At 59.2% G+C, this 24,364-nt stretch carries 23 protein-coding genes and 1 tRNA gene; 9 read left to right on the top strand and 15 right to left on the bottom strand.

Annotated elements, in window-relative coordinates:
* Positions 1-20: 20 nt before the first annotated feature.
* The 8 genes from HMPREF2943_RS01660 to HMPREF2943_RS01625 all read right to left on the bottom strand — a co-directional run bounded on the left by HMPREF2943_RS01660 (position 21) and on the right by HMPREF2943_RS01625 (position 7,765).
* Complete coding sequence (locus HMPREF2943_RS01660) at positions 21-1,328, bottom strand: anaerobic C4-dicarboxylate transporter (RefSeq protein WP_070446613.1); 1,308 nt, start codon at positions 1,326-1,328, stop codon at positions 21-23.
* 299 nt (positions 1,329-1,627) lie between these two features.
* Entirely contained in the window at positions 1,628-3,160 is a 1,533-nt protein-coding gene (aspA, locus tag HMPREF2943_RS01655; protein ID WP_070710617.1) for an aspartate ammonia-lyase, read from the bottom strand.
* Between the two features lie 91 nt (positions 3,161-3,251).
* Positions 3,252-4,097, bottom strand: coding sequence for an ATP phosphoribosyltransferase (gene hisG / locus HMPREF2943_RS01650; RefSeq protein ID WP_070446611.1), 846 nt, complete (start codon positions 4,095-4,097; stop codon positions 3,252-3,254).
* Between the two features lie 64 nt (positions 4,098-4,161).
* Positions 4,162-4,425, bottom strand: coding sequence for a phosphoribosyl-ATP diphosphatase (locus HMPREF2943_RS01645; protein ID WP_010186658.1), 264 nt, complete (start codon positions 4,423-4,425; stop codon positions 4,162-4,164).
* Between the two features lie 59 nt (positions 4,426-4,484).
* Positions 4,485-5,210, bottom strand: a complete 726-nt coding sequence (locus tag HMPREF2943_RS01640; RefSeq protein WP_070446610.1) for an HAD family hydrolase — start codon at positions 5,208-5,210, stop codon at positions 4,485-4,487.
* Complete coding sequence (locus HMPREF2943_RS01635; RefSeq protein WP_070446609.1) at positions 5,211-5,594, bottom strand: hypothetical protein; 384 nt, start codon at positions 5,592-5,594, stop codon at positions 5,211-5,213.
* Between the two features lie 24 nt (positions 5,595-5,618).
* The gene (gene mshC / locus HMPREF2943_RS01630; RefSeq protein ID WP_070710616.1) at positions 5,619-6,863 is read right to left on the bottom strand and encodes a cysteine--1-D-myo-inosityl 2-amino-2-deoxy-alpha-D-glucopyranoside ligase; all 1,245 of its coding nucleotides are present in this window, start codon (positions 6,861-6,863) and stop codon (positions 5,619-5,621) included.
* A gap of 50 nt (positions 6,864-6,913) precedes the next feature.
* Positions 6,914-7,765, bottom strand: coding sequence for an undecaprenyl-diphosphate phosphatase (locus HMPREF2943_RS01625; protein ID WP_201828226.1), 852 nt, complete (start codon positions 7,763-7,765; stop codon positions 6,914-6,916).
* A gap of 75 nt (positions 7,766-7,840) precedes the next feature.
* Here HMPREF2943_RS01625 and HMPREF2943_RS01620 point away from each other — a divergent pair, with 75 nt between their 5' ends.
* Together HMPREF2943_RS01620 and HMPREF2943_RS01615 are read left to right on the top strand one after the other, a co-directional pair.
* A complete protein-coding gene (locus tag HMPREF2943_RS01620; RefSeq protein WP_070643539.1) occupies positions 7,841-8,872 on the top strand; it encodes an NHL repeat-containing protein in 1,032 nt (343 codons plus the stop codon).
* A gap of 47 nt (positions 8,873-8,919) precedes the next feature.
* Positions 8,920-10,032, top strand: a complete 1,113-nt coding sequence (locus HMPREF2943_RS01615) for a quinone-dependent dihydroorotate dehydrogenase (protein WP_070643536.1) — start codon at positions 8,920-8,922, stop codon at positions 10,030-10,032.
* Positions 10,033-10,116: 84 nt separating this feature from the next.
* Here the strand turns inward: HMPREF2943_RS01615 and HMPREF2943_RS01610 are convergent, their stop codons facing one another.
* Together HMPREF2943_RS01610 and HMPREF2943_RS01605 are read right to left on the bottom strand one after the other, a co-directional pair.
* The gene (locus tag HMPREF2943_RS01610) at positions 10,117-10,512 is read right to left on the bottom strand and encodes a hypothetical protein (protein WP_070446604.1); all 396 of its coding nucleotides are present in this window, start codon (positions 10,510-10,512) and stop codon (positions 10,117-10,119) included.
* 23 nt (positions 10,513-10,535) lie between these two features.
* Positions 10,536-11,099: a YbhB/YbcL family Raf kinase inhibitor-like protein gene (locus tag HMPREF2943_RS01605; RefSeq protein WP_070446603.1), complete on the bottom strand. Its 564-nt coding sequence runs from the start codon at positions 11,097-11,099 to the stop codon at positions 10,536-10,538.
* Positions 11,100-11,318: 219 nt separating this feature from the next.
* On the opposite strand from HMPREF2943_RS01605, the gene HMPREF2943_RS01600 reads away from it, so the two are divergent.
* Positions 11,319-11,404, top strand: a tRNA-Leu gene (locus tag HMPREF2943_RS01600).
* A 79-nt stretch (positions 11,405-11,483) separates the two neighbouring features.
* Positions 11,484-11,753: a hypothetical protein gene (locus tag HMPREF2943_RS01595; RefSeq protein ID WP_070643533.1), complete on the top strand. Its 270-nt coding sequence runs from the start codon at positions 11,484-11,486 to the stop codon at positions 11,751-11,753.
* Here the strand turns inward: HMPREF2943_RS01595 and HMPREF2943_RS01590 are convergent.
* Positions 11,750-12,166 (bottom strand): DedA family protein, encoded by a 417-nt coding sequence (locus tag HMPREF2943_RS01590; RefSeq protein WP_070643530.1) that lies wholly within the window; start codon positions 12,164-12,166, stop codon positions 11,750-11,752. The two genes, HMPREF2943_RS01595 and HMPREF2943_RS01590, sit on opposite strands and share 4 nt — an antisense overlap.
* Before the next feature lie 175 nt (positions 12,167-12,341).
* Between HMPREF2943_RS01590 and HMPREF2943_RS01585 the strand changes: the two genes are divergently transcribed.
* Together HMPREF2943_RS01585 and HMPREF2943_RS01580 are read left to right on the top strand one after the other, a co-directional pair.
* Positions 12,342-13,082 carry a TVP38/TMEM64 family protein gene (locus HMPREF2943_RS01585; RefSeq protein ID WP_070643528.1) on the top strand — a complete coding sequence of 247 codons (741 nt, stop codon included), beginning with the start codon at positions 12,342-12,344 and terminating at the stop codon, positions 13,080-13,082.
* A 37-nt stretch (positions 13,083-13,119) separates the two neighbouring features.
* Positions 13,120-13,692 carry a MarR family transcriptional regulator gene (locus tag HMPREF2943_RS01580; protein WP_070444784.1) on the top strand — a complete coding sequence of 191 codons (573 nt, stop codon included), beginning with the start codon at positions 13,120-13,122 and terminating at the stop codon, positions 13,690-13,692.
* Here HMPREF2943_RS01580 and HMPREF2943_RS01575 read toward each other — a convergent pair.
* Positions 13,689-14,537: a DUF3097 domain-containing protein gene (locus tag HMPREF2943_RS01575; RefSeq protein WP_070444785.1), complete on the bottom strand. Its 849-nt coding sequence runs from the start codon at positions 14,535-14,537 to the stop codon at positions 13,689-13,691. The two genes, HMPREF2943_RS01580 and HMPREF2943_RS01575, sit on opposite strands and share 4 nt — an antisense overlap.
* Positions 14,538-14,570: 33 nt before the next feature.
* Here HMPREF2943_RS01575 and HMPREF2943_RS01570 point away from each other — a divergent pair, with 33 nt between their 5' ends.
* The gene (locus tag HMPREF2943_RS01570) at positions 14,571-15,338 is read left to right on the top strand and encodes a hypothetical protein (protein WP_070444787.1); all 768 of its coding nucleotides are present in this window, start codon (positions 14,571-14,573) and stop codon (positions 15,336-15,338) included.
* On the opposite strand, the gene HMPREF2943_RS01565 is transcribed toward HMPREF2943_RS01570, so the two are convergent.
* The 3 genes from HMPREF2943_RS01565 to HMPREF2943_RS01555 all read right to left on the bottom strand — a co-directional run bounded on the left by HMPREF2943_RS01565 (position 15,335) and on the right by HMPREF2943_RS01555 (position 20,255).
* Entirely contained in the window at positions 15,335-16,453 is a 1,119-nt protein-coding gene (locus HMPREF2943_RS01565) for a ferrochelatase (RefSeq protein WP_070710615.1), read from the bottom strand. The two genes, HMPREF2943_RS01570 and HMPREF2943_RS01565, sit on opposite strands and share 4 nt — an antisense overlap.
* Positions 16,454-16,479: 26 nt before the next feature.
* The gene (locus HMPREF2943_RS01560) at positions 16,480-18,315 is read right to left on the bottom strand and encodes a DIP1281 family NlpC/P60 protein (RefSeq protein ID WP_070444791.1); all 1,836 of its coding nucleotides are present in this window, start codon (positions 18,313-18,315) and stop codon (positions 16,480-16,482) included.
* Between the two features lie 1,463 nt (positions 18,316-19,778).
* Entirely contained in the window at positions 19,779-20,255 is a 477-nt protein-coding gene (locus HMPREF2943_RS01555) for an Rv1476 family membrane protein (RefSeq protein WP_070444793.1), read from the bottom strand.
* A 370-nt stretch (positions 20,256-20,625) separates the two neighbouring features.
* Between HMPREF2943_RS01555 and can the strand changes: the two genes are divergently transcribed.
* Together can and HMPREF2943_RS01545 are read left to right on the top strand one after the other, a co-directional pair.
* Positions 20,626-23,442, top strand: a complete 2,817-nt coding sequence (gene can / locus HMPREF2943_RS01550; protein WP_210388748.1) for an aconitate hydratase — start codon at positions 20,626-20,628, stop codon at positions 23,440-23,442.
* Positions 23,443-23,612: 170 nt separating this feature from the next.
* Complete coding sequence (locus HMPREF2943_RS01545; protein WP_070444799.1) at positions 23,613-24,185, top strand: TetR/AcrR family transcriptional regulator; 573 nt, start codon at positions 23,613-23,615, stop codon at positions 24,183-24,185.
* Positions 24,186-24,364: the final 179 nt, after the last annotated feature.

The raw sequence follows: 24,364 nt of genomic DNA, 5'->3' as shown, positions 1-24,364 counted from the left end.
TAGATAATTTCTCGATGATGCTAAAGCAGGACCGCACCGAAGGCGTAGCACAGGAGGACAGACAAGGCGATGCTGACGGTGCCGGGGATGATGAACGGGTGATTGAAGACAGCTTTGCCGATGCGCGTCGAGCCGGTGTCATCCATCTCAACGGCTGCCAACAGGGTCGGGTAGGTCGGCAGGATGAACAGAGCGGATACCGCAGGGAAGGCAGCCACAGCGGTCAGTGGGTTGACGCCGAGGGCCAGAGCAGCCGGCATGAGAGCCTTGGTGGTCGCGGCTTGCGAGTACAGCAGCGCCGCAGCAAAGAAGAGCACGACGGCCAGCAGCCAAGGGGCGGATTCGATGACGGAGCCGGAGATGGCCTGAATGTCCTCCATGTAGTGGTTAATGAGCGTGGTGCCCAACCAGGCCACACCAAGCACACAGATACAGGCGGACATGCCCGACTTGAACACTGGCGTATTAAGTACGTCGCCAGCGGAGATCTTGGTGATCATCACGATAAGGGTTGCGGCAGTGAGCATCACCGTCATGATGGCCTCATTGCGGGGCAGAGTCGGCTCTTCGATGAGTCCCACCTGAGAAGATGTCAGGGTGGCCCACAGCATAACGATGACGATGGCAACGAGGAAGATGATGACGGAGGTCTTAGCGCCCTGTACCGGGCTGTAATTGTGGGAGCCCTGCGGCATCTTTACCAGGCCTTGGGTCTTGCGTTCCTGGTATACGGGATCATCTTCTAGCTCCGCCCCGGAACGGTTGGCAATCCACGCGGCAGGGAAAATGGAAAGAAATGTCGCCGGAATGAGCACAGCGAGGATCTGCAAGTAGCCCACGTTCATCGGCTCCAAGAGGGAGGCTAGCAACACCACGGCGGCGGAAATGGGCGAGGCACAGATGGCCATTTGTGAGGCCACCACAGAGATGGACAGCGGACGGGATGGGCGAACCTTGCCTTCCTTGGCCACCTCAACGATGACGGGAAGCGTAGAAAATGCCGTGTGGCCGGTACCCGCCAGAACGGTCATAAGCCAGGTCACGACAGGGGCATAGAACGTGATCTTCTTAGGATTCTTGCGAAGGAATTTCTCGGCGAGGTAGACCAGATAGTCCATGCCGCCGGCGCGTTGCATAGCAGCAATGGCCGCGATAACAGTCATGATGATGCCGATGACATCGAAAGGAATGTCTTCGCGTGTAACGGGAACGCCGCTCAGGCCGAGAAGCAGGACACCCAAGCCGCCGGCCATGCCAATGCCGATCGAACCAATTCGGGCACCGAGATAAATCGCCGCGAGGACGATAATGATGTGCACAACAACCATTATGTAACTCCAATATGTGCAGGTGATCTGCAGTATGGGGTGAATCGCGCGACGGTCCGCACACGACCTGGGCGCGAGAACTGACAGTCTCTATTCTGCCCTACTTATGTGGCATTAGCGAGATTCCAGGCCCGATTGTGTCCGTTTACACACCCCCTTCGCTCGAAGGAGGGCCGAGGGGCTTGAGAGATGGACAGCCACTGAAAGAAAACGACGCGCCCGCGCTGCCTCGTTGAAGGTAGCGCGGGCGCGTGGCGTGCAGCATCAGCGTTTCTATACGCTAGTGCTGTGGCACAGCTTTATTCGTCGATGTAGAGCTGACCGCGGAATTCTGGGTGCATGAGGTTCTCTACAGACAGAACCTTGTTGAGAGTCTCTTCGTCGAGCAGGCCCTTCTCCAGAACTAGGTCCTTGACTCCCTTGCCGGTCTTGAGGGACTCCTTAGCAATCATGTCACCGTTGTGGTGGCCGATGAACGGGTTCAGGTAAGTGACGATACCAATGGAGTTCTCCACGTAAGCGCGGCACACATCAGCGTTTGCGGTGATGCCCGTGACGCACTTCTCGCGCAGGGTATCGACGGCGTTGCCCATAATGCGGATGGACTGGAACAGTGCCTCACCGATGACCGGCTCCATGACGTTGAGCTGCAGCTGGCCAGCCTCAGCCGCCATGGTGACCACGTGGTCATTACCGAAGATCTTGAAGCAGACCTGGTTAACAACCTCCGGGATAACCGGGTTGACCTTACCCGGCATGATGGAGGAACCAGCCTGACGCGGCGGCAGGTTGATCTCTGCCAGGCCCGCGCGCGGACCAGAAGACAGCAGGCGCAAGTCGTTAGAAATCTTGGCCAGCTTCATTGCCGCACGCTTGATGGTGGAGTGCAGCAGTACATAAGCACCACAGTCAGAGGTTGCTTCAATGAGATCGCGGGCGGTCTTAATCTCCAGACCAGTGACCTCGGACAGTGCGGCGGTGACCTGGTGGCGGTAGCCGGCCGGGGTGTTCACGCCAGTGCCGATAGCGGTTGCGCCGAGGTTGATCTCCAGCAGACGCTTCTGGGCGTCGCGCAGGATGGCCTGCTCTTCCGCAAGGTTGTGCGCAAAGGCCTTGAATTCATCACCAAGGGTCATCGGAACGGCATCCTGCAACTGGGTGCGGCCCATCTTCAGGATGTCAACGAACTCATTGCCCTTGGCGTGGAATGCTGCCTGCAGGGCATCGATGCGCTCGATGAGGTCCTCCATGGCGTAGTAGATGCCCAAGCGGAAGCCGGTTGGGTACGCGTCATTGGTGGACTGGGACATGTTGACATCATCGTTTGGGTTGATGACGTCGTAGGAACCCTTTTCCTCACCGAGGTACTCGAGCGCCAGGTTGGCTACAACCTCGTTGGTGTTCATGTTGAGGGAGGTACCAGCACCGCCCTGGAAGACATCCAGCGGGAACTGGTCCATGCAGCGGCCTTCTTCCAGGATCTGGTCACAAGCCCAGATGATTGCCTCTGCTTTCTTCTTAGGAAGGACGTGCAGACGGCGGTTAGCCATCGCGGTGGCCTTCTTGACCTGCACCATACCGCGGATGAAATCCGGGATGGTGTTGATGGTCACGTAGGAAATCTGGAAGTTCTCGATAGCGCGCAGCGTGTGAACGCCGTAGTACGCATCACTCGGAACCTCCACGGAGCCGAGAAGATCAGTCTCAGTACGCGTCTTCTTGCTAGACGGGGCCTTCGAAGACTTGTTAGTGGTCTTTTCCTCGACCTGAGACTTCACGTCCTTGGTCTCCTTGGCCTCTGGCTGAGCATCCTTCTTTGTTGTCTTTGCCATCGGGGCTGACTCCTTGCATAAAAATCGAAGAACGATGATGGTCAGCCACCATAGTAGCTAGGTGCGCGAATAAAATGTTTGGAATATCCCCCTAAAAGCGGGCAATGCGCAGATCTGAAGCGAGAATCGCTTCTGCTCCGAGCCCTTCGAGGCTGTCCATAACTTGATTCGCCAACTTGCGGGGAACCATGACGCGCACAGCGACCCAGCCTTCCCGGGCCAAAGGAGAGATGGTCGGTCCCGTCAGACCAGGAGTCACTGCTTCGACCTCAGGCAGCTTTTCCTCTGCCACGTTGTAGTCGAGCATGACGAAGTGGCGTGCATTGAGGATTCCGCGGATGCGGCTGAGCACAACGTTCTCATCTGCAGTGACGTCTTCGCCTTCGCGCTTAATCACCACAGCCTCCGAAGTCACGATGGGCTCACCGAAGGGCTCAAGGCCCTGCTGGCGCAGTGTGGTGCCTGTGGAAACCACATCGGCAATGACATCTGCGACACCAAGGTGAATCGAAATCTCGACCGCACCGTCAAGGCGGATGACTTGCGCGTCGATGCCATTGGCTGCGAGGTTATCACGAACCACGTTGGGATAAGACGTGGCAATACGCTTGCCCTGCAGCTTGGCGACGTCCCACTCCTCCCCCGCCGGTGCGGCATAGCGGAAGGTGGAGCCGCCAAAATTCAGGGCTAGAACTTCGTTGAACTTTGCGCGGGAATCCAGTGCCAAATCACGGCCGGTGATGCCCAGATCCAGGACGCCCTGCGCCACGTAGATGGCAATATCCTTTGGGCGCAGGAAGAAGAACTCGACTCCGTTCTCCTCATCCACGACGTTGAGTGACTTGTTGTGTCCACGGCCTTTGTATCCAGCTTCCTTCAGGATTTCGAGGGCGGCCTCGGACAGGGACCCCTTGTTGGGGACGGCAATTTTGATCATTGGTGTGCGGTACTTTCTACGCTGACTGCGATGTTGGCTGTGTACTAGGACGGCAAGGGGCCGACTAAAGGTAGGAGTAAATATCCTCGAGCTTCAGGCCGCGCTTATGCGCCATAACCTGGAGCCAGTACAGCAGTTGCGACATCTCCTCAGCGAGTTCCTCATCGGACTGGTACTCGGCCGCAATCCACACTTCGCCAGCCTCTTCGATGATTTTCTTGCCCAAGTGGTGGATTCCTTTATCGAAGGCTTCCACGGTGCCGGAGCCTTCGGGGCGTTCGGCGATCTTCTGGGACAGTTCCTCAAACAGGCTTTCAAAATTCTTCACAAAGGGATATTCTTCCACACCGCTGCATAAAATTCTGCACCCCGGCCGAAATTCTCCGCTTACAGTGAGCGCAAGCGCTGGAACCATTCATAAATGTCGCGCGCCGTGGCACCGTCTAGGTGGTGGTGCCCACTGCCTCGTAATTCGGCGATGACAGTGACCTCGTCGGGGACTGTAACGTGCTCCCCTTCCGGCAAACCAATGACGGAGCAGCCAGCGGCGACCGCCGCGCGCATACCTGCCGCCGAATCTTCGAATACGAGGCAATCCTGGGGTCGAGCGCCCACCCGGCGGGCGGCCTCGGCATACATGTCAGGAGCTGGCTTGCCGTTGGGAATCTCGTCGCCACAGATTGTGTCGACGAAATAATCTCGGCCCAAAGCCGCGATCGCGGAATCCGCCACGTAGCGCTCGGTGTTCGTGGTCACCATCATCGGCATTCCCGCATCCTTGAGCTCACCAAGCAGCTCCGAAATTCCCGGGAAGATCTCGAGGCGTTCGGCAAAAAGTGACCTCACGTAGTCGAACATGAGCATGCGGTAGCGTTCGCTATCGCCAGGCTGGAGCTCGACGCCGGCTTTGTCGGCACAGATGGCGAGCGTGTCCTCGAAGGTCGCGCCTACCGTGGCCAACCGCTCCGTCGGCGTTAGCCGGCGCCCCAACGTTTCAGAGAGGTAAAAGGTGGCCTCTTCCCATAGTGGTTCAGAGTTGGTGAGTGTGCCGTCCATGTCCCAGAAGATCGCGGCGGGACGACAGGTATGTGCGGTCTGATCGGTATCAGTCAATTAGAAATCCAGCTCCGGTAGCTGCGCGAGGGCTTCATCATCTGCACCTGTTGCTGCGGAGGCCGAGTGAATAAGCTCGGTGAGCTCCTCCTTCTCCTCTGGCTCAAGTACAGCGTCGGCGTTCTTGCGGTTGAAAGCTGCGAGCTTCTCGACGGAAGGACGTACCGCGGCTCCCAGGAGACCACCATCTGGATCATCTGGAAGTTTATCTAGGTTCTCGAGGAAGGACTCCAAGATAGAGCGGAGGTCTGGGAGCACCGAGGCATCAAACGGTGCCTCCCAGAACTCCTTCTCCTCTTCCTTGAGGTAATCCCCGGTGGCGAAGGACTGCAGGTTGGACATGAACTCATCAACGGTGGGCTGGAATTCTGCACGAATCGTCATGAGCTAAATCATGCCTGAAGTTTCCTAGAGGCGCACGCCCAGCAAGGAATTAACTGCAGTGCGCAGAACGTTAGATGCTTCTTCGGACGCTTCCACTGCCCCTGTGGCCTTCTCAGCCCACTGATCAAGAACCGCAATAGCGCGCGGGGTATCCACATCGTCTGCCAACGCTTGGCGCACGTTGTGGACAACGTCCTTGATCTCTTCCACGGTTCCTGGGTTTCGGGAGGCCGCGCGCCAGCGCTCCAAACGCTCCTGCGCGGTGTGCAGGACCTCGTCGGACCAGTCCCGGTCCTCACGGTAGTGGCTGGAGAATACTCCAAGGCGAATCGCAGAGGGATCAACGCCTGCCTCCACTAGCTTGTGGACGAAGACCAGGTTACCCAAAGACTTGGACATCTTGGTGCCCTCCAAGCCAATCATGCCGGTGTGCACATAGGACTGGGCCATGCGTTTGACACCACGGGCGGCCTCAGCATGCGCCGCAGAAAACTCGTGGTGCGGAAACTTGAGATCCGAACCTCCACCCTGAATATCGAAGCTGGAGCCGAGCCGGTTGGTCGCGATGGCAGAACACTCAATGTGCCAGCCCGGACGCCCCGGACCAAAAGGAGATTCCCAGGCGGGTTCGCCCTCGCGGTGGGCACGCCAAATCAAGGCATCTAGCGGATCACGCTTACCGGGGCGGTCCGGGTCACCGCCGCGCTCGGCAAAGAAGGTCTCCATCTGCTCCCGGGAATAATTCGATTCGTAGCCGAAGTTCTTCGTGGCCTCGATGGATGCGTAGACGTCCGGATAGTCGGGGTCATCGACGACGTAGGCTGCACCTGCGTCGAGAAGCGCCTGCACCATCTCCGTGATCTCATCGATGGCTTCCATCGCCCCAACGAAGTGCTGCGGAGGAAACACAGAGAGCAGTTCCATGTCGGAGCGGAAAAGATTGATCTGCGAGGTACCCAACTCGCGCCAATCCACGCCATCGCGCTCGGCGCGTTCGAAGAGCGGATCATCCACGTCGGTGATGTTCTGGGCGTAATTCACCTTGTAGCCGTTATCCAGCAGCTGGCGGTAGATCAGATCAAAGGTGAGATAGGTCGCCGCATGGCCCAGGTGGGTGGAATCATACGGGGTAATGCCACAGACATACATGGTGGCGGTCTCCCCCTCGATGTTGAGCTTTTTTACCTCTTCATCAGCGGAATCATAGAGGTGAAGCGGCGACGGGGCGCCAGGTACGGAATCGATGTGCGGGACAGGCCAAGAGTGCATGGGCACCATCCTAACGTGTACTGACTCCGCAACTGGCGCATGCCCGGTTATTAAGGGGCGAGCACCCCGAGGCCCAGCAAGAGCATGACGAGGAGCCCGACAGGGATGCGGTAGGCCGCAAACCACTCGAAGGAGTGGTTACCCACGAACTTCAGCAGCCACGCAATAGACGCATAACCGACGACGAAAGCGATGAGCGTGCCGACGAGCAGTTGGGCGCCGGTGGCAGATTGCCCCACGGTGGGGCCGAAGGCGTCGCCAAGCGAAAACAGGCCCGAAGCCATAACCGCAGGAATGGCGAGGAGGAAGCTAAAGCGCGTCGCCACCTCGCGATCCAAGCCCAAAAAGAGGCCGCCCGAAATCGTGCCTCCCGAGCGCGAGACACCTGGGATGAGAGCTAAGCACTGGCATAGGCCCATGACGATGGCATCGCGCATCGTCAAGTCCTCGAAGCTGCGCTCCTTTTTGCCCACCCTCTCAGCGATGATGAAGACAACGGAGAAAAGCACGAGCATGGATGCTGTAATCCACAGGTTGCGCAAGTTATCCCTGATCAGGTCCTTGCCCAGGACGCCTAGGATGCCAATCGGGATTGAGCCGACGATGACCATCCACCCCATGCGGTAGTCCTGGCCACGCTGCTCCTTGTGCACGAGACCTATGAACCACCCTTTGAGGATCTGCCAGATCATTCCCGCGAAGTACACAATCACTGCTAACTCAGTGCCGAGCTGGATAACGGCAGTAAAGGAGGCGCCGGCGTCCTGCCCCCAAAAGAGCGTGGAGACGATGCGTAGGTGCCCCGAAGAGCTCACGGGCAGGAATTCGGTGAGGCCTTGGACAAGAGACAAGACGATGACCTGTACCCATGTCATGGCGTCAGTTGTAGCTGTTGTAGTCACCCGCGACAGCCTACTAGCGCGCTCCATGGCTTCCGGTTTCCACCACGCTGACTGCTAGGATGAGGGATCGTGAAAATGCGTCGAGTCCTGCTTTCTTCTGCCCTTCTTGCCAGCACATGCGCCCTTGCCGCCTGCAATCCCACGGAAGGGGTTGGCGGGGACCCCAACTCGGCGGTCTATGGCAAGGCCGAACCCGCTTCTTCCCCAGAGTCATCGAAGCCAGTGGGCACCGTCGTGCCCTACGCTGCCGTGACTGACCTCGCGGCGGTGGGTGATACCCTCGCCGTGCGCACCGAGGACTCCCTCGCTGTAGGTTCGGCTGCGGACTTTGAGGAAGAAAAGGCCACGCAGATTTCCGTCGATCAGAAGTGCGGCGACCTGACCGCTTCTGACAAGCATTTCCTCCTCGCGTGTGGGAAAAAAGTCTTGCTTGTTGATCCGTCTCAGCCGGATTCCCCACAGGAATTGGCAGTGGATGAGGAGCAGCCCGTAACGGTAGCCGCGGAGGCTTCCAGCGGTGAAGTATTCGTTGGTTCAAAGGACTCGACCACCGTCGGCGTGTACCGCGACGGGGAACGCAGCACCGGCATCACGGTGGAGGCCGGTTCGGATCAGCTCATTTCCGTTCCCGTTTCTGAGGGTGCGGACGGCATCGTCCGCGTCTTAAGGGAAGACTCGACGATTCAATCTCTCGATTGGGAAAAGGACCGTGCGGGCGGGCGTCTGCGTGTAGGCCAGGGCGTCGGCCAGATCTCCGGCGGCGAAGGGGCCGTGGTCGTGGCATCGGACACCGTAGGCAAACGCGTGGCTATCTACACTGCCAGCGACGTTATTCGCCTGCACCAATACGGCAACACCGACGGCACACCGTGGGGCGTGGCTTGGGATGCCGGCCGCACACTGGCGTGGGTAACCACCACCGATAACAACCATCTCCACGCCTATACCGTTTCCGCGGGCGTCCCAGAAAACGTTGGCACCATGGACACTGTGGCTGATGCACGCACTATTGCTGTGCTGGGCGACGGCACCCTCGTCACCGCCTCCGCATCCGGTGAAGGCCTCCAGTTCATCACCGATCCGCAACTCGACACATCACCGCGCTAGCATCCGGTCTCAAAGACCTCATTCGCAACCTCAGCTAAGGACACTTCATGCAGTACTCCGCTCTTGACCGCGCCCGCCATGCTGCCTACCAGGCAGCATTGAAGGGAATGTTTAAACTCGACCCAGAGCGAATCCACGGAATCATCAACGGCGGGCTCGCTATCTTCCAAGCCGGTGGCCCGCTCAATCGCGCGCTGGGAAAGGTGGTACCGGTTAATGATCCGGTATTGGAACAGGAAGTCTTTGGGGTGCGCTTCCCACGTCCGCTAGGGTTGGCGGCCGGCTTCGACAAGAACGCGGCGGCTGCTGATGTCTGGACCCCCGTTGGCTTCGGCTATGCCGAGCTGGGCACCATCACCCCGAAGGCGCAGCCCGGAAACCCTACTCCCCGCCTGTTCCGACTCAAGGCGGACAAGGCGATCCTAAACCGCATGGGCTTTAACAATGAGGGTGCGCTGGCCGCCGCGCGCAATCTACGCAAGCGCCGCTACAACGATGTCGTGGGCATCAACATTGGCAAGAACAAGGTCACCGACGCCGAGCATGCTGTGGATGATTACCGTCAGTGCGCATCTGTGCTGGGGGATCTGGCCGATTATGTCGTGGTTAATGTGTCCTCCCCTAATACCCCAGGATTGCGTGACCTGCAGGCAGTGGAGTCCCTCCGCCCCATCATGGAAGCCGTGGTGGAATCGACTTCCTCGCCGGTCTTGGTCAAGATTGCTCCCGATCTCAGCGATGAAGATATTGATGCCGTGGCGGATATGGCCGTGGAAGTTGGCTTGGCCGGGATCGTGGCTACCAACACCACTATTTCCCGTGAGGGGTTGAATACCCCGGCCGACGAGGTTGCTGCCATGGGCGCGGGTGGCGTGTCGGGTCCCCCGGTGGCTGAGCGTTCGATGGAAGTGCTCAAGCGACTTCACGCCCGCGTAGGCGATGAACTGGTGCTGGTTTCGGCGGGCGGAATTTCCACGCCGGAGCAGGCATGGGAACGTATTACTGCCGGTGCCTCGCTGCTGCAGGGCTACACCGGACTGATTTATGGTGGACCGGATTGGATTCGCGACATTCACCGCGGCATTGCCCAGCAGATTCGCGCGCACGGCCTCAGTAACATCTCGGAGGCAGTTGGCTCCGGTCTGGGATGGATCGACTAAGCCCCCGAAGAGTCTTCGAGGGGGCTTAGCCCTGTCGATGAAGAGAAGCACGGATGAGGGGCTTCCGCGCTTCATGCGTTTCACTTAACGCAGTGTGCGGCGGATAATGACCGCGCACAGGCCTGCAGCCACGGCGTAGAGGAAAACCACGTACTGCCCCATCGTGGTGAGGACCGTACTGGGCAGTGCGCGGCTAGCGATGATGAGCACCAGCGCTAGGACTAGCGCAATGATTTGCTCGCGGCTGCCGCGCTGATCGCGGCGTTGGGTGCTGAATGCACCGACGAGCAGCGCCGCGCCAACGATGGCGAGGTGGCGCCATGTCCATTCAAAGGTGGCGCCCCAGCCGTCGGTGAAAATCGATACGAGCCCAAATAGTGCTAACACGGCGGCCAGCAACATGAAAGCGCCGCCCACGCGCAGGGCGGCGGGGATATCTACTCCGTCAGTCGTGGGGTTAGTATCCGAATTCCTAGTCATTGTGCCGAGTCTAATGGGCCGTATTAGTGGGCCTCGTACCAGCCCCACGTAATCGCACGGCCGAGGGTGTGGAAGAAAAGGTTAAACCCAAGGACCGTCGGCGTTGCCTCCGGGTCGATGTCGAGGCGCTCAACGTCGACGGCGTGGACCGCAAAGAGGTAGCGGTGCGGGGCATGACCAGCTGGCGGCTGGGGCCCGTAATAAACGCGCTGGCCGGAGTCTCCGCGCAAGCTGATGACACCTTCATGCCCAAGGTCTTCCGCGGAGCCTGCTCCCGTAGGAAGCTCACGTACGTCAGCCGGAATATTGAACGCAGCCCAGTGCCAGAAACCGGAACCCGTCGGAGCGTCCGGGTCAAAGCAGGTGACAGCGAAGGACTTGGTTCCCTCGGGTACGTCCGACCACGAGAGTTGCGGTGAGATGTTCTCAGGAGCGCGGAAGCGCTCTGCGATTTCCGCCCCCTCTTCAATATCAGTGGACGTTACGGTGAATGCGGGGACATCCCCCAGTGGTGCATAAGGGTCCGGGCCGGGAAAGCGGGAATCGGTGGCGTAGCTCTCAACGGAATCTGAAGTGTTCTTAGTCATAGATTCATTTGTACCGGAAAGCTAAAACCCATGCCGACGAATGGTCTTCTGCCCTAGACAGCGGCAGTAAGCGCTCGGTTGGGGCGAGCGAGTTTCATCGTTGTGTTTTCAGCACACTGCACGAGCCTAAAACACCGCGTGAGCTGCTGATTTGTGAAGTTATGCCCATTCGGGATACAGTATGCGAGTGCCCAGCCGAGAGGCTGAACAAACACCCTAGCCCGGGTGGCGGAATGGCAGACGCGCTAGCTTGAGGTGCTAGTGTCCTATTAACGGACGTGGGGGTTCAAGTCCCCCCTCGGGCACAGATAGAAGCCCCGTGTTTCGCATTGCCAGAAAGGCAGGCGATTCACGGGGCTTTTCGCATCGGTACAGTGGGTGCGTATGCACGCTACTTTTACCTATCTAGATCCCTTCACCGCCCAGCGCCATGTGGTCGAGGCCCCCGAGGACTCTCAGTATGTTGTGGTTAAACGACGCGGTGACGCCGTTGTTGATGGCACGGTGATGAGCTTCCACTCCACCCATGCGCAAGCCCGCGACGCGGTCATGGCCGGCCTCACGGAGGAATTGCGGCACGCTGGGGACAACGAACCCGTTTATGTCACCCATGCTCGCTTGCGGGGTGAGTACGCTCGCTACGTGGACTGCTAAGCTGCCCGGCTATTAATAGGTTCCGCTTCTTCCACTACAGTTGCCTTCTTCTTCGACGTGACGTAGCTGTGCACAGCCTTGATCAGGATGGGCACTACAGACAGCGCGATGATAAGCAGCATGATCTTCTCAATCGAATCGGCAATGCCTGGAATATTTCCCAAGAAGACGCCGACCAAATTCATGGAGAGCACCCATGCCACTGCCCCGCTAACGTTCCATCCGATGAACTTTTTATAGGGCATTTCAGCCGTACCAGCGGCCACCAGGAGTGAATCCCCCGGAAGGAACGGAAAGAGTACTCCTGACTCAATGAACACCACGAGGCCAATACCGCCTATGACCCATGGCCCAAAAGCCTCAAGCAAGGTAGCCGCGTCCATATAAGACGTGAGGTTATGAAGAAAGTTCATGCGGATGCGTGCCTCAGATAAGTATCCACCGCGGAGTGCTGAAACCGTGCATCGAACCGAGGCTTGCCAGCAAGTTGGGGCGCTACTCCCAGTTCCTCCCCAGACACCGCGACTCGCGGGACGCGCTTGGATCCAATGAGGATTTCGGCCTCACTCGGATTAAGCTTGTAGCCCTATGAAAACTGGTTGGGTGCACAGCGTCGGTGACTTTTGTACGTCTTTGGCGCGCTCGGCTTGGCGGAGCTGCAGCCGCTGGACGTGGAAGCGTTGGGCGGCGGTAATCCTCACCGGCATGGCGCTGGTGATTCTTGCCGTGCTTGTCGACGTCCCCTCTCTCGCCGCGCTCCGTTCTTGGTCGCAGCACCTCGGGCCATGGTTCCTCGTCGCCTTTGCCGGCTCCTATATCTTCTTCACGCAGTTCCCCATCCCCCGAACAGTATGGACTTTAGCCGCGGGGCTCCTCTTCGGCCCGTGGCTCGGGCTGGTCATCTCCCTCGTCGCACTGACCATCTCCGCCACTGTTTCCCTGCTGATAATCCGCAGGTTGCTTGGTGAATGGATTCGCCCGCACCTCACGCACCCGGCGGTCTATGCAATCAATGCGCGCCTGGACCGCCGCGGTTGGCTCGCCGTGGCCTCATTGCGGATGGTCGCGGGAGTTCCGTTTTCCTTATTAAACTATGTCGCGGCCCTCACCCCAATTTCGGTCCTGCAGTTTTCCATCGCCACTCTCATCGGTTCGATTCCCACGACCGCTATCGGTGTCTTTTTCGGGGACGCGCTTACCGGTAAGACAAGCCCCTACACCATCGTTGGCTTTGTCCTCGCCGCTGCACTCGGTATCGCCGGACTCATTTTAGACACGCGCTTGCCGCTCGAGCCCGGTATGCAACGACCGGTCAAGCGCAAGGGGTAGACTAAACGTTGTTTCTCACTGGAAGGAGTCTCTCAACGTGCTAGCAGTCCATGCCCGCTACCGCGGTCGCTCGGTGCGCCGCGCCGATTTGGTCCAACGCTCCGCAGCTGCGCTTTCCACGCTGGAGGGCGTCGGTGAATTCGAGGTCCTTGGCGTCGAGGATATTTGCGCCGTTGCCTACTCCTCTTCCGCGGTGTGCGATGTCGTCATGGCACTTCTTGCGGACGGTGACTGGGCCATCGGTATCGGTGTTGTCCCGGGCGAGGGCGCGGGAGATGCCGAGACGCGCGCCGTCGCTACCGCTGCTGTGAAGGGATCAGCACGCGCGGGGCATGTCTACGCCAAGGTTGATCGGCGCGGGCGGGCGCAGGAAGCGCAGGATATTGCAGCGGCCTTCGCTCTCCTCGGCTTCGTACTCACTAAGCGCACGATGGAGGGCCGCGAGGCTACATCCTTGGTGCGCGGAGGACTAAACCAGAATGAGGCCGCCGAGGAATTGGGTATCTCCAAACAGGCTATGTCCCAGCGCCTCCAGGCGGCAGGCTGGGCAGCGGAAACCGCCGGATGTCAGCTCGCGGTGAATCTCATCGACCGAGCGAACTCGAACTAAAGAAGATCTTCTTTGCGCAGCTCGGGCGTCGTGACGAAGTCTACGAGACGTTCTACAGCGCCGATGAGCGTGGAATCGAGATCCCGGAAGGAATTGACGGCATTATAAACACGGCTCCAGCCTTCCTTGGGATCGGACCAGCCCGTTCGCCGGCAGATACCAGTCTTCCAGTCCTCCCCATAGGGAACTTCGGGCCAGGCGCGCAGCCCTAGGCGCTCGGGTTTAACGGCTGCCCAGATATCAATGAAGGGATGTCCGGTCACGAGCACATGCTCGCCCACTGTTTGCGTCAACCGCGTTTCCTTTGAGCCTTCTACGAGGTGATCCGCGAGAACTCCCACGCGGCGCCCAGGTCCTGGCTGGAATTCAGCGAGGCGTTCCTCGAGGTTGTCTAGACCCTCGAGGTATTCGACTACCACGCCCTCTACTCGCAGGTCGTGCCCCCAGACCTTCTCCACGATCGCCGCATCATGGATGCCTTCGACCCAAATGCGCGATGGCGCGGCTACTTTCGCCTCAACGTTCTCAACGCGGCGCGATCCAGAGTTCGACTTTCTGGGCGCTTGCTTCTCGACGTATCTCGTCAGCGTCACCGGCTGCCCCTCTACAAGGAAGCCGCCCTTGACAAGTTTGAATACTCGCTCGGTACCGTGACGATCTTCGAGGCGCACGACTGGCCCCCACGCGGTCTTGTCCACGCCCATCACCGCCCCCACGAAATCGTCTCCCCGAACCTCGACGACCAGCCCCGGTTCTGCGGGCACCTCGGGGTATTCGGTTTTCTTGTTGCGTGCATGTCCGGCGAAAATGTCGCCGCCGTAAGGATCCCGGGAATTCAAGCTCATAGCGGTCTACCCTATCGTCTACACTGTCCAGCCATGGATATGCGCGCCGAAGTCTGGTCCCCCGTACAAAACGTCGCCGTCTGGCTTGGCGCGTGGCTGTGGGGACACGAATCCGCCGATGATTTCCTTGATGCCCTCCGCGAGCTAGGCGGGGAACAGCAGGGAGCGAACGGAGAACCCTTCCTTGATGTTATGTCACGTCTCCGACGCGAAACCATCTCCATTATCGAGCGCGGTGAACGCGAGCCCCTCCTGCGACTCATCCTTTCTGGCCCGGGTGAGGCGCCAGCACTACCGGCGGGTTCGGATTCGGCGCGTGCAGCGGCTAATAATCCGGCCGGCGCTATCGTGGTGCGGACCAACGATAGAGACCGTCATTTAGTATTGGTGCCCTCTTATGCCGACGGCGCCACCCAGTGGATGGTAATTGAGGAAACTGCTGCGCTCCCCTCGCCTGCGTGGCTAAGCCCGGGCGAGGCTGATGCGCTATTGAGCGCCGCAACGAATGAATCCGCAGCACTCATCGAAGCTCTGGGCTACCGCAGCGATGCTCTCCCCAATCCGCGGCTTACGGTGGGAACTCTTAGTGACTTCTATGACACTCCGGGTTTACCCGCTGCGGTACCGGGGCGCGCAGCAAAACTTTTTGCGCGCGCTGATCGCGTCGCGGCCATCATCGAGACAGTGACCGACCGCATCCAGGACCACAGCCTCGATCCACAGCTGCTGCGCCTATGGCGCCACATCCGTCAAGCACGAATGGCTGGCGTGGCCTACGCGCTCACGGATTTCGCGCGTTAATGCGGCTTGTGCAGCGACCAGATATCGCAGCACCCTTCAGCGCAGGGGGCACCATCGACGGTGCAACCTTGGACAGTGACGTCTCCGAGAGAAACGGGCTCGGTTCCCTGCTCCAGCTCATCGATGAGGTCCACGATGAGCGAGGCGAAACGAGTGGTTGGACCAGCGGTGTGGGTGCGATAGACGCTAACCCCCATCTCCTCGGCGGCTTGCTTTAGTTCTGAATCGAGGTCCCAGATGACCTCCATATGATCGGAGATGAATCCGATGGGACACACGACGACGCCATCGACACCGTCCTCCTGGTGGATGAGCGTCGTGTGATCGACGATGTCCGGCTCTAGCCATGGAGTAGCCGGGTTGCCTGACCGCGACTGCCATACAAGGTCATAGTCCTCCACCCCTGCTGCCTCGGCGACGAGACGGGAAGCTTCCGCCACCTGGCGGGAGTAAATGTGCTTATCCCCTTCAGCACCCCCCACTGCATCGTGCGCCGTTGGAACTGAGTGGGCAGTAAACAGCATGCGGGTGCTAGCCAGCTTGTCTTCCGGGACCTGTGCGTAGGCATCTCGGACCGCGGCAGCCATCTCTTCGATGAACTTCGGGTGATCGAAGAACTGACGAAGCTTGGTGAAGGTCATGGCGGGCAAGTTCTTGTCTTCGACGTACTTGCGCAAAGCGACGATGTCTTCGTTGTATTGTCGGCAAGCACTGTAGCCACCCCACGCCGAGGTAGCAAAGACAGCCACGTTGCGCACTCCGTCGGCAGCCATTTTCTCGACAGCTTCTGCTCCGAAGGGATGCCAGTTACGGTTACCAAAGTAAACCGGTAGATTATGTCCGCGAGCCTTGAGCTCCGCGGCCACGTTGTCAATAATCTCTCGGTTCAATTCGTTCAAGGGGCTTTTACCACCGAAGTGAAAGTAGTGCTCCCCAACTTCGATAAGGCGCTCGCGCGGAATGCCGCGGCCACGGGTAACGTTCTCCAAAAACGGGACGACCTCCTCGTTTGCTTCCGGGCCACCGAAAGAAAGAACGAGGAGGGCGTCGAATGAAGAGGGCACCGAATCGGTGCTGTGGGCGTTGCCCTGGGCAGTACGCAGTGTGTCAGTCATGCAGCCCAGTCTAGCAACGGGCTGTTCTAGATCAGGCGCACGGCATAGGGTGCCATGCCGCCTTGACGCACAGGGGTAATGCTGACGTTTTGACCAGACTGCGGGGCTTCAACCATCGTGCCATCGCCGAGGTAGATCGCCACGTGTTGGTTGCCGCTTGGGCCGTAGAAGATTAGGTCACCACGCTCCATCTCACTCGGTGCGATCTTGGTCCCCTTCTGGTACTGGTAGCCGGTGTAGTGCGGCAGGGAAATGCCTACTCCTGCAAAGGCATAGAGAACAAGGCCCGAGCAGTCGAAGCCGACCTTGTTGTAGTCACCGTGGGAATCCGCCACGCCGCCGTCACGAATGCCCTGGGTGGGACCGTTTGCATCGCCACCGCCCCACGCATACGGAACACCTACCTGGGACGTCGCGCGCGAAATGACAGTCTCGATCTTTGCCTCACGGGAGGCATCACCCAGAGATTCGGAAGCCTTATCCGTGACGCTATCGGTCGTGTCAAGTGGATCCAGCACACCGGAAACCTCGGACTCCACAGTGTCTTCATCCGAAGTCGCGGAAGCAGAATCGCTAGCCTCCGCGATGCTCGCGCCTTCGCCCTGCAGGGCGAAAAGCTTTGAGGAGCCTTCAACCAAAGCGTCGATCTCGTCCTGGCTCAAGCTGTTGCTGTGGCCTGGCTGAGAAGCGGCGACCAAGGAAGCTACGGTTCCTACCGCGCCAATGCCCAATGCAACCGTCTCAGCATCGATCCCGCTCGGGTCGAAGGAGCTGCCGCTGCCGCCTGAAGTCGCCTCCTCTTCAGCGGAGCTTGCAGTGCTTGTCGACGACAATTCCTGCACGTTCGGATCGTTGGCCACAGTGCTTGCGGCACTCGAGAGCGCATCCATGTCTTCAGCAGAAACGGAGGGCGCAGAGCGTTGTGATTGCAAAGTAGGGTCCTTCGCCTCGGAGGCTGAAGGGCCGGCGGCCGCGACGGAATCGGTCTCTGGGGTCGACTCTGTGGAGTCATCGGCTGGGGCCGTAGTTGTGTCCTGAGTACCGGCCTCCCCCGCTGGCGACAAGGCCTCATCGTTGACGTTCTTTCCGGTCTCTGGACTTGACGAATCGACCACGTCAACACCCTTAGCTTGATTAAGGGCCTTGTGGAGAGATGAGAGTTGAGAGAGAAGGTCCTCGCGCTCGGCCGCAGATTCTTCAATTGAAGCTTCGGAAGCGGAGAGCTGTTCGCGTGCAGCGGACTCAGCATCGGCCGCCTTCTCTGCGCGCTCCTCAGCCAACTGCTGGGTCTTGCGTAGCTGCGACTCCTTGTTGGCCTTCTCCGTGCGCTCCTTTTCCAGATCGCTCACAATGGCCTGTTGCTTTTCTGATTGCGAGCGGAGGTAGGACTGGCGCTCCAACATATCCGATCGGGCATCCTTGCCGGCCGCGTGGGAAACGGCGTCAGAGGTATTTGCTCGGCGGTAGGCAGAGCGTGAGACCTCGTCCAGCTTGGCTTGTGCATCGGCGACGTCTGCCTGGGCATCATCAAGCTCCTGGCGAGCCGTCGCGGTTCCCTGGCGAGCCTGGGCTGCCTTAGTGCGAGCGTCATTGAGATCAACGAGCGCCCGGTTGACGGTTTCACGTTGGATGCCGATTTCGGCCTCCGCTTGCGCGATGCGTTCCTCAATCTGAGCGATGGCGCCGGCGAGGTCAGCGATGGAAGGACTATCAGAGGACAGCAGTGACTCAATATTGAGCCGCTCAGGCTCCTCCGCCACTGCAGGAGCGAGCGAAGAAGCGGTAGACAAGGCTGCGGTAGTCGCAATGGCAGCGAAAGCTGCCTTGAAACGCCGGAAGCCAAATGACGATGTGGTGGCCACGAGAGTTATCTCCTAGGCACCTACCTCATTGGAACTGTCATGCGTGTCGTGCAGACATGCGTGCCGGACATCGAGCGGTACAGGCAACGAGTCAGCCAGGCAAACGGTAGTTAAGGCACGCAAAGTGCGCATAGCTAGCTCGGTCTTCCCGCAGGATGTTACGACGACGGCTACGTCCAAAGGAATAAGTGGAACCGAAAAGGCTGGCACCCGGTGCTGGCCGGGGTATGCCCACGCGGGTTGCCCTAGATGATTACGAGCAACTTCACGACAATATAGGTCGAATAAGTTGGGCTGCACCATCACTGACACGGGGCAACACGATACTGCGCGGCGTCTCGTGTGTGCACCAACATCAAGCCGGACCGCTTTATAAAAGCAAATCAGACTGCGCACTCGCGGGCTCGTTTGCTCCGCATAGAGCGCGCTTAAATATGACTGCGCGATCCGGCGATGAGGGGGCACACACCCTAATCTGGCGATAAGTCCTATGTCGGTTCCTCCTCGCTCGGCGCCGCGCTCATGGAAGGGTCGCGTCTCGCACCAATAGTGGCGCACGCGCAAGCCCTCGTGGCTGGCACCCAACCGGAAACCGATGGAACCCAGGCCGACGCAGCCCTCAAAAAGGCATGCGTATGAAGTGTATGAAGCCTCTTCCACTCGGGAGGTAGGTGTTTCGATATCTAAAAAAATTTGAACACTGGTACCGACTGCGCCGAGCAAACTGTACTGCTATGCGCATCAACATAGTGGTGCGACGGTCATCCACCAGGCGGTGAACCTCAACAGTTCTCTTCGCTCGTGGCGTGCTTCCCCACATACCCGTGCGACAAATCAGTTGAGAGTCAAGGCTTGGTCCATGAACGTATGGAGCAATAGTCAACCCGTGAGTCGATACGTGAACCATACGTCACCGACACGCCTTCTCGCACACTTTCCCCATCTTTCACATAAGCCACGCATGACCACACGGCGTTACAGGCGCACCTAACCTGCAATGACATTGTTACGAAGGTGTGACTGTGATGTTGCTCACTCTACCCTCGGCCCTCACCTGTCCTGCCCATCGGGCACCGCCCCTTTGTCGCGTCCCAAGCCTTGCCTTGCGCCTTTCTCTCTTCGGGGGGCGAGTTCCTAGCGGCACACCATTCGGAGGGTGCTTGAGGAGGCGGCACTTGCGTGCGAGACCCCATTAGCCTTTCGCCCTTCGAGCTCTGCCTCGCGGCGTCAGCTTCGACCTCGGGATCGCCCGCCCGCCGGCCGGAGATTTCACCCTCCAGCGGGACGAGAAATTGCCCGCCCTGCGCCTGTCTCAAGTCTCGTGGCACACCTAGCTTTGGAAGGCTCGAAAGCCCAGCGGCAACCACTCCCCCGGCGAAAAATCAAGTCTTAGTGGTTGATTTTCGCCACTTCCCTACTCCCCCGCACTGAAGGCCGGCGCGTGTTGGTCGGCGTCTTCTCGCCTAGTGATCGGCTGGTTCAACCTCCGTGGCGGCTGCCCGGAAACTCGCCCATCCAGCGACCGCCGCAACGGTGAACGCGACCGCAAAAATCAACAACCACGGCACGGAGAACTGATCTGCAACGGCATAAAAATCATTAAGCAGGGTTACCTGATCGAGTCCGGTGGGAAGCGAATCTTCGGCCGCCTCTAGGGCTGCCCGGTCATAAGAATTACTGACCGCGGACACCCGCATGGGTGCCTGGAGAATTACTGTGTCAAGTCCCGTTTGCTCTTGAAGGGTTGTGGCCAGATCGCGGAGATCTGGAATTTTCTCCGGAAAAACATCAACGACAGCAATGCCGTGGTTGGGTTGGAGGGATTCTGCGATGTGGGTCTGGAGGTCGTCGTCAAGCGCTAGTTCTGGATTGGAGAATGCCACGCCATCGGCCGAGAGCTGATCGGCGATGTCATCTACGTCTACTCCCGCAGGAATCATTCGCCTCTCCTTAATCTCTAGCCTCAATGATCATTGGGACCTTGATCGCTGTGCTTGGCGTCACGGCTCGTCAAGCTCATTTCTTTGGCGGGGCGTGTCCCCCCTGCTGCTCCCGACTGAGCCTAAACCGTGCAGTGCGGTTGACGTGGGCGACTCGCCGCTACCCCCGAAATGTAGGAAACAGAACGCTCGTACTGTTATGCTGGTGTCAACCGAGGGTTCTTACATCTACAATAGATACGGAACATTAGCGTTCTGAGACTGTCGAAATTCCTGGCTCCAGTTGGCTGCTAGGGCATGACGGCAAATTCGATGAACCTTCGACCAGTGTTCGATAACCCACAAGCAAAAGCAAGGAATGGAGCTCCTTATGACTGAAAGCCTGAACTCCTTCGGCGCCAAGAAGACTCTTGAGGTCAACGGTAAGTCTTATGACTACTTCGACATCAACGCAGTCGAGGGCCTGGAGAAGCTTCCTTACTCCCTCAAGGTGCTGGCTGAGAACCAGCTGCGCTACGAGGACGGGAAGAACGTAACCAAGGATCACATTAACGCTTTGGCGAACTGGGATCCCTCCGCTGAGCCGGATACCGAGATCCAGTTCACCCCGGCCCGTGTTCTTATGCAGGACTTCACCGGTGTCCCCTGTGTGGTGGACCTGGCAACCATGCGTGAAGCTATCACCGCCCTCGGCGGCAAGCCGGACCAGGTGAACCCGCTCAACCCGGCTGAGATGGTTATTGACCACTCCGTCATCGTCGAGGCCTTCGGCTCAACCGAAGCTCTAGAGAAGAACGTTGAGATCGAGTACGAGCGCAACCAGGAGCGTTACCAGTTCCTGCGCTGGGGTGCTGAGAACTTCTCCAACTTCCGCGTTGTTCCTCCGGGAACCGGTATCGTCCACCAGGTCAACATTGAGTACCTCTCCCGCGTTGTCTTCGACAACGACGGTGTTGCTTACCCGGATACCTGTATCGGCACTGACTCCCACACCACCATGGAGAACGGCCTGGGCATTCTGGGCTGGGGCGTCGGCGGCATCGAGGCCGAGGCTGCAATGCTGGGCCAGCCGGTGTCCATGCTGATCCCCCGCGTCGTGGGCTTCAAGCTCACCGGCGAGATTCCGACCGGTGTGACCGCAACCGATGTGGTTCTGACCATCACCGAGATGCTGCGTCAGCACGGCGTCGTTCAGAAGTTTGTTGAGTTCTACGGCAATGGCGTGAAGTCGGTGCCGCTGGCCAACCGTGCCACCATCGGCAACATGTCCCCCGAGTTCGGTTCTACCGCCGCGATCTTCCCGATCGACGAGGAGACCATCAAGTACCTCGAACTCACCGGCCGCCCGCAGGAGCAGATCGACCGCGTCGAGGCATACGCCAAGGCGCAGGGTATGTGGCTGGAGCAGGACGCTCCGGAGGCAGAGTACTCCGAGTACCTCGAGCTGGACCTGTCCACCGTTAAGCCCTCTATCGCCGGCCCGAAGCGCCCGCAGGACCGCATCCTCCTCTCCGAGGCCAAGGAACAGTTCCGTAAGGATCTGCCGACCTACGCTTCCGGCGAGGTTGTTGCAGACGAGTCCACCATCGAGGCGAAGCGCATGACCGCTGAGGGCGCCGACGAGAACTCCCTCGTCGACGTGACCGGTGGCCTGAACAAGTCTCGCGCTGGTGAGGGCGAATCCGCAGCCAAGGGTGGCTCCGGCCGCCAGTCCAACCCGGTGACTGTCACCTCCCCGAACGGCGGCGAGTACACCTTGGACCACGGCATGGTAGCCATCGCTTCCATCACCTCCTGCACCAATACCTCCAACCCGTCCGTCATGGTCGGCGCAGGCCTCATCGCCCGCAAGGCGGCCGAGAAGGGCCTGAAGTCCAAGCCGTGGGTTAAGACCATTTGTGCTCCGGGTTCCCAGGTTGTGGATGGCTACTTCCAGCGCGCAGACCTCTGGAAGGATCTGGAGGCCTTGGGCTTCTACCTCTCCGGTTTCGGCTGCACCACCTGTATCGGTAACTCCGGCCCGCTGCCGGAGGAAATTTCCAACGCCATCAACGAGCATGACCTGGCTGCTACCGCGGTGCTGTCCGGTAACCGTAACTTCGAGGGCCGCATCTCCCCGGACGTCAAGATGAACTACTTGGCTTCCCCCATCATGGTCATCGCCTACGCTATTGCCGGCACCATGGACTTCGATTTCGAGACCCAGCCGCTGGGCCAGGATCAGGATGGCAACGATGTCTTCCTCAAGGACATCTGGCCTTCCCCGCAGGAGATTGAGGACACCATCCAGCAGGCCATCTCCCGCGAGCTCTACGAGGCGGACTACGCCGACGTGTTCAAGGGCGATGACGCATGGCGCAGCCTGGACGTTCCGGAGGGTGAGACCTTCAAGTGGAACGAGGACTCCACCTACATCCGCAAGGCACCGTACTTCGACGGCATGCCAACTGAGCCGGAACCGGTTCAGGACATCAAGGGCGCTCGTGTTCTGGCTAAGCTCGGTGACTCCGTAACCACCGACCACATCTCCCCTGCTTCCTCCATTAAGCCGGGCACCCCGGCCGCTCAGTACCTGGATGCCAACGGTGTGGAGCGCCAGGACTACAACTCCCTGGGTTCCCGTCGTGGTAACCACGAGGTCATGATGCGCGGTACCTTCGCCAACATCCGCCTCCAGAACCAGCTGGTCGACGTCGCCGGTGGCTACACCCGCGACTTCACCCAGGAGGGCGCACCGCAGGCCTTCATCTTCGATGCTTGCGAGAACTACAAGGCAGCCAACATCCCGCTGGTTGTCCTTGCCGGCAAGGAGTACGGCACCGGTTCCTCCCGTGACTGGGCTGCTAAGGGCACCAACCTGCTTGGTGTGAAGGCCGTCATCACCGAGTCCTTCGAGCGCATCCACCGCTCGAACCTCATCGGTATGGGCGTCATCCCGCTGCAGTTCCCGGAGGGCGAGTCCCACGAGTCTCTGGGCCTGGACGGCACCGAGACCTTCGATATCGAGGGCATTGAGGCTCTTAACGAGGGCGGCATTCCGAAGACGGTCCACGTGACCGCCACCAAGGAATCCGGCGAGACCGTTGAGTTCGATGCCAAGGTTCGCATCGACACGCCTGGTGAGGCCGACTACTACCGCCACGGCGGCATCCTGCAGTTCGTTCTGCGCCAGATGGTCAAGGCCTAAACCAGCCTTGTCCCGCATGCGGGGACGCCGACTACGGATAGCCCCGCATAACTAGGCAAAAGGCCAGCTAGCAACAACGAGTGCTGGCTGGCCTTTTCTATTTCCTAACCTTTACGTATTTTCATCACCTGATTATCCCCCGCCGTGCCTTAAGGAGCGAGATTCCAGCCATGCCGATTATGAGCGACTCCGAACTTCATCGCCGCCGCAACGACATCCTGGTTGGGGCACGAAAATGCTTTGCGGAGCACGGCTATGACGGTGCTACAGTCCGCCGCCTTGAAGAAGCCACGGGCAAATCGCGTGGGGCTATCTTTCACCACTTCGGCGATAAAGAGTCTCTCTTTTTGGCCCTGGCCCGGGAAGACGCGGCCCGCGAGGCCGAGGTTGTGGCAAATAACGGTCTGGTTGAGGTTATGAGCGAGATGCTGCGCCACCCTGAGCGCCACGACTGGTTGGCCACTCGCCTGGCCGTTACCTCGATGCTGCGCACTGATCCGTCTTTCGCCGCTCGGTGGCACGAAGAGCAAGAAGTTCTGGATAAGGCGGTACGCGCTCGCTTGGAATCCAACGCGGAAAAAGGTCGCCTGCGCGATGACGTCTCCATCGATACCCTCGTGACGTACCTAGAGACTTTCATGGACGGCTTCATCAACCGCCTCGCGCTGGGAGACACCAAGAACCTAGACCAGGTGTTGAGTTTGGTAGAACAATCGATTCGTGGCTCCCGCGCCGAGCACTAAGCGATTAACGCTCAGTGGCGGAGTGTGATTGACGCTACACTATGGCGTATGCACCATACTCCCCTACAGCTTCCGCGGACGCAGTGTGGAATTAGTCTAAACGCCACACCCCGGCTTGCTCCGAAAGAACAGCGCGCCCACGATGCTCAGCCGAGCGCGCGAATAGATAATTCAGGGCT

Origin of the sequence: Corynebacterium sp. HMSC072D12 (assembly GCF_001813925.1) — a bacterium.
GTDB classification, from domain to species: Bacteria; Actinomycetota; Actinomycetes; order Mycobacteriales; family Mycobacteriaceae; genus Corynebacterium; species Corynebacterium aurimucosum.
This window is presented reverse-complemented; position numbering and strand designations above follow the sequence as displayed.